2 protein-coding genes and 1 pseudogene are annotated in these 5,572 nt (G+C 74.5%); all 3 read right to left on the bottom strand.

The window, feature by feature from the left end; all coding sequences use genetic code 11:
- Positions 1-20: 20 nt before the first annotated feature.
- The gene (locus ASG00_RS13515; protein ID WP_056210230.1) at positions 21-3,515 is read right to left on the bottom strand and encodes an error-prone DNA polymerase; all 3,495 of its coding nucleotides are present in this window, start codon (positions 3,513-3,515) and stop codon (positions 21-23) included.
- Positions 3,515-5,077, bottom strand: coding sequence for a DNA polymerase Y family protein (locus ASG00_RS13520; protein ID WP_056210232.1), 1,563 nt, complete (start codon positions 5,075-5,077; stop codon positions 3,515-3,517). Before ASG00_RS13520 ends, ASG00_RS13515 begins: the two co-directional genes overlap by 1 nt.
- A pseudogene (locus ASG00_RS13525) lies at positions 5,077-5,572 on the bottom strand (hypothetical protein); the annotation flags it as partial. The pseudogene ASG00_RS13525 and the gene ASG00_RS13520, both read right to left, overlap by 1 nt.

The raw sequence follows: 5,572 nt of genomic DNA on the forward strand, positions 1-5,572 counted from the left end.
GCATCCGCCCCCTCGTGGTGTCACCGGAAGTCGCGGGACCGATGCTCGACGCCGACTCTCAGGTCTTCGAAACGGTCGGCGAGGATGTTCGCGACGCCCTCGGGCGACCGTTCGAGCATGCCCCGCACGATGAGGGCGGGAGCGTCGCGCGCGAGCGTGCGGTGACGGTTCCAGACGCCGACCGAGCAGATGACGTTGACGAGGCCGTGCTCGTCCTCGAGGTTGAGGAAGGTCACCCCCGACGCTGTCGCGGGACGCTGCCGGTGGGTCACGAGCCCCGCCACCTCGACTCGGCGACCGTCTTCGTGGGTGCGCAGCTCGGCGGAGGTGAGCACTCCGCGCGCGTCGAGTCCGGAACGGTAGTGGGTCATCGGGTGGTCGTCGGTCGAGATGCCCGTCGCCCACAGGTCGGCGGCGAGCGTCTCGTAGCTCGACGGGTCGGAGAACAGCGGCGGCTGCACGGCGACGATCGAGTCGGGCAGGTACTCGGGGCGGTCCTGCGCGGCGGCGCCCGCACTCCACAGGGCGTCGCGCCGCGACATCCCGAAGCAGGCGAACACGTCGGCTGTGGCGAGCGCCTCGACCTGCGCCTCGGTAATGCTCGTGCGGCGCACCAGGTCGCGCATGTCGCGGAACAGCCCCCCGGCGTCGCGGGCGGCCACGATGCGCCCGGCGACGTCGGCGCCGATCCCGCGGATCGCCGCGAGCCCGAGCCGCACCGCGAACCCGCCGTCGCGACGATGAGCGGCGCTCTCATCGGGGGCCGCCGGGTCGAAGGGCGCCACCGGCGGCTGGTCACGGTGGGCGCACGCGGGGCGCCCGGTCGGCGCGGGACGCGCGGCCGGTGCGGCGGGCATGCGATCGTCGGCGGGTAGGGGGCGGGGCGCGGCATCCGCCCCGGCGTCACCCGGGGGCGCGGCGGGCGCGGCATCCGCCCCGGCGAGCGGCTCGAGCCCTGCCTCGACGCCCGAGAGCTGCAGGTCGGGCTTGCGCACCTCGACGCCATGACGCCGGGCGTCGGCGGTGAGGGTCGCAGGCGAGTAGAACCCCATCGGCTGGGCGCGCAGCAGCCCGGCGAGGAACGCCCCCGGGTAGTGCAGCTTGATCCACGAGCTGGCGTAGACCAGCAGCCCGAACGACAGCGAGTGCGACTCGGCGAACCCGAAGTTCGCGAACGCCTGGATCTTCGCGTAGATCGCATCGGCATCGTCGCCCACGAGCCCGTGCTCGGCCATGCCGGCGTAGAGCTTCTCCCGTAGCGAGTCGATGCGTTCGAGACCCCGCTTCGACCCCATCGCCCGCCGCATGAGGTCGGCGTCCTCGCCGGTGAGCCCGCCGACGGCCATGGCCATCTGCATGAGCTGCTCCTGGAAGATCGGGATGCCGAGCGTGCGCGCGAGCACCGGCTCGAGCTTCGGGTGCGGGTAGGTCACTTTCTCGCGGCCCAGCTTGCGGCGCACGAACGGATGCACCGCCCCGCCCTGGATCGGCCCCGGCCGGATGAGCGCGATCTCGACGACGAGGTCGTAGAACGAGCGCGGCTGCAGCCGCGGGAGCAGCCCCATCTGCGCCCGCGACTCCACCTGGAACACTCCGATCGAGTCGGCCCGGCACAGCATGTCGTAGACCGCCGCCTCTTCTTTCGGCAGGGTCGCGAGCGTCCACTCCTCCCCCGTCGAGGCGCGGATCAGATCGAAGCAGTACTGCAGGGCCGCGAGCATGCCGAGCCCCAGCAGGTCGAACTTGACGAGCCCCATCCACGCGGCGTCGTCCTTGTCCCACTGGATGACGGTGCGCCCCGGCATCCGCGCATGCTCGATCGGCACCACCTCGCCCACCGGACGGTCGGTGAGCACCATGCCGCCCGAGTGGATGCCGAGATGGCGAGGCGCCTTCAGCAGCGCCGAGGCGTACTCGATGACCTGATCGGGGATGTCGTGCCCCTCGCCGGTGTCGAGCGACGCACCCCACCGCTCGACCTGCTTCGACCAGGCGTCCTGCTGCCCCGGCGAGTAGCCGAGGGCGCGGGCCATGTCGCGCACCGCGTTCTTCGGCCGGTACTGGATGACGTTCGCGACCTGGGCGGCGTTGTGACGTCCGTAGGTGGCGTAGACCCACTGGATGATCTCCTCGCGCCGATCGGAGTCGAAGTCGACGTCGATGTCGGGCTCCTCGTCGCGCAGGCTCGACAGGAACCGTTCGAACGGCAGCCGGTAGAAGATCGCGTCGACGGCGGTGATGCCGAGCAGATAGCAGACGGCGCTGTTAGCCGCGGAGCCGCGACCCTGGCAGAGGATGCCGCGGCGACGCGCCTCCTGCACGATGCCGTGCACGATGAGGAAGTAGCCCGGGAAGTCCTTCTGCTCGATGACCGCCAGCTCGTTCTCGATGCGGCGGCGGTCGTCGTCGCCGAGCCGGGGATAGATGACGGGCACCGCATCCCACACCAGCTGCCGCAGCCACGACATGGGGGTGTGTCCGGGCGGCACCGGCAGCTTCGGCAGCGCCGGCTTCGCGCGACGCAGCGGGAACGCCAGCTCGTCGGCGAGCACGACCGAGCGGGCGACCGCACCGGGGTACCGGGCGAACCGGGTCGCCATCTCGGCGCCCGACCGCAGGAACGCGCCGCCGTGCGCCGGCAGCCAGCCGTCGAGCTCGTCCATGCTGCGGTTCGCCCGCACCGCCGCGACGGCGGCCGCGAGGGTGCGGGTGCGAGGGTCGGCGTAGTGCACGTTGCCGGTCGCGACCGTCGCGAGCGACCGGTCGGCGGCGAGCGCGGCGAGCAGGTCGTTGTCGGCGCTGTCGCGCACCCCGCCCTGGTCGAGCAGCTCGACGACGACCTGGTCGGCGCCGAACAGGTCGACCAGCGTGTCGAGGGCGTCGGCCGCCGCCCGTGCACCGCCCGCGGCGAGTGCGGAGCGCACGGCGCCCTTGCGGCATCCGGTCAGAATCGTCCAGGCGCCGTCCGCCTGCTCGGCCAGGGTCGGCAGGTCGTAGACGGGCTTGCCCTTCTCGGCCCCGGTGAGCTGACCGTGGGTGAGGGCGGCGGCGAGCCGGTGGTAGCCCTCCTGTCCGCGCGCGAGCACCAGCAGGTGGGTGCCCTCGGGGTCGGCGCGACCGTTCTGCACCGCGGTGAGCTCGAGCGACAGCTCGGCCCCGAACACGGTGCGCACGCTGCGCTGCTCGGCGGCCTCGGCGAACCGCACGATGCCGTAGAAGCCGTCGTGGTCGGTGATCGCCAGCGCGTGCAGCCCCAGCCGCTCCGCCTCCTCGACGAGCTCCTCGGGCGATGAGGCGCCGTCGAGGAAGGAGTAGGAGGAGTGCGCGTGCAGCTCGGCGTAGGGCACGACCGCCTCGGGCCGCTCGATCGGCGGGGCGACGTAGGGCCCGCGCTTGTGCGACCACGCCGGGCTGTCACCGCCGTCGGCGCCGGCCGGGGTGTCGCGGGGGCGCCGCCGGTCGCTCAGCGCCCGCTCGAGCTCCGACCAGGGCACGGCCGGGTTGTGCCAGCCCATCAGTCGTACCGCCCCTCGATCGACCAGACCCCCGCCTCGCACACCAGCAGCCACGCGCTCTGGCGGGCGTCGACGATCTGGAACCGGTGCGCGATGCGGCGGCGTGCGGCATCCCATTCGCGTTCGATCACCGGCCACGGCCCCGCCCACGACGTCACTCCGAGTCGGCGCCCCTCGACCGTGAGCTGGTGGGGAACGGCGGAGAGGATGCCGCGCTCGTCGACGCCGACCGTCTCACCGTCGACGTCGACGACGGCCGCCGCCCGCTCGGGACGATAGACCGTCGCCGGCAGCGGCGAGGGCAGCGACCCCGGCCAGGGGCGCCCCCGTTCACGAGCGAGCACCACCCGGTCGCCCCACGGCACGAGCACCTCGCGCTCGGCGAGCCAGCGCCCGCCGCCGAGCGTCGGGGTGAGCACGCCGCGGTGGCCGAGCATGGCCTGCACGCGCGAGAGCGCGTGGTGCACCCGTTCGTCGGGACCCGAGCCGAACCCGGCGAGGCGCGGCGCATGGTGGGAGGCCTGTTCGACGGCGGCGGGCTCGAGCCGCACGAGCACGACCCCGCTCGCGAGGGCGTCGTCTTCGGCGAGCTGCCAGCGCACCCGGTCGATGACCGCCGCGGCGTCGAACGACCCCGGGTGCAGCCACACCCGCTCGCCGTGCTCGCCGCGGTCGCCGGTGAGCGCGACCCGCAGCTCGGTGCAGACGAGACGCTGGTCGTCGAGGCGGGCGATGAACGCGTCGGCGGTGCGGCGCAGCGCGAAGCCGACCTGCTCGGCGATCTCGAGCGGCGGGTCGAAGGCGATCTCGGCGTGCAGCTCGGCGGGCGGTGTGCGCGGCTGCACGACCCGGGAGTCGAGCCCGGCGGCGAGCGCGTGCAGCCTCTCGCCGACGGGACCGAGGCGTGCCGCGACCCGCTCGACCTCGAGCGCGGCGAACTCTCCGAGCGTGTGCACCCCGAGGCGTGCGAGCAGGTGCACGATCTCGGCGCCCGTGTCGGCGGCGTCGGCGAGCACCGTCGCGGGCAGCGGGGCGAGGAAGGCGGCGGCGGCCCCGGCGGCGACCACCCGCACCGGGTCGCGCGCCGTGGTCGCCGCGCGGGCCGCCCGCTCAGCGGTGAAGGGACCGTCGGCGACCCCGGCGCGCACGTCGGCGACGCCCGCCTCACCGAGGGCCGCGCGCAGCACCTGCGCGGCCCGTTCCTCGCCCTCGTAGTAGCGCGCGGGGCCCCGGGCGCGCAGCGCGCACAGCCCCGCCCGCACGATCTGCACTCCGGGGGCGAGCTGTTCGACGCGGCTCACGAGGGGCAGGAACAGCCGGTTGTCGCGGGCGTCGTCGGCGGCGGCCACCCGCAGCGCGGGGCACCGCGCCTGGGCGTCGCGCCGTTTCATCCCCCGACGCACCCCGTCGGCGCGGGCCGCCGCCGAGCAGGCGACGACGAGGTTGCCGGCGACGATCGCGACGGCCCCTTCCTCCCCGGGCGGAGTGCCCTCCTCGCGAGCGAGCGCGGCGACGGGCCAGTCGGGGACCCACAGGACGAGGCTGCGCGCGGGGGCCGCCATCATCCCACCGCCCGCAGCAGCGGCACCGCCGCCGGCTCCCGCTCTGCGACCACCCCGTCGGGTGCGGCCACCGCCCGTTCGGGCGCGATGCCGGCGAGCGCGCCGGCGGGGTCGGGCAGCAACAGCCGCGCCCGCCGCGGCACGCCCGCCTGCCGGGTCTGCACCGACACGGTGAGCGCACGCGAGCGCAGATAGCCGTCACCGGCACCCAGCCCGCTCCACTCGGGGGATTCGAGACCGATGGATGCCGCGGCCTGCGGCCACACCCCCTGCACGAGCAGCACCGCGTTGCGTTCGCGCAGCCGGGCGCCGAACCGCGACGCGTCGGCGTCGGACACCCTCCCGGCAGGGCGCACCGCGACGACCGGCAGCACGTCGGCGAGGGTGGCCGCGACGGCGAGCCAGCGCGGCCCCGGGTCGGGCACGAGCACGAGTCGCGACAGGTCGACGCCGAGATCGGATGCCGCCTCCGCCCCCAATTCGGGAACCCCCACC

It is taken from the genome of Microbacterium sp. Leaf351 (assembly GCF_001423825.1).
GTDB lineage: Bacteria > Actinomycetota > Actinomycetes > Actinomycetales > Microbacteriaceae > Microbacterium > Microbacterium ginsengisoli.

What these genes read in the sequence shown, in the direction of transcription:
- ASG00_RS13515 (WP_056210230.1), bottom strand. Translation starts at nt 3,515, where the DNA reads ATGGGCTGGCACAACCCGGCCGTGCCCTGGTCGGAGCTCGAGCGGGCG.
- ASG00_RS13520 (WP_056210232.1), bottom strand. Translation starts at nt 5,077, where the DNA reads ATGGCGGCCCCCGCGCGCAGCCTCGTCCTGTGGGTCCCCGACTGGCCC.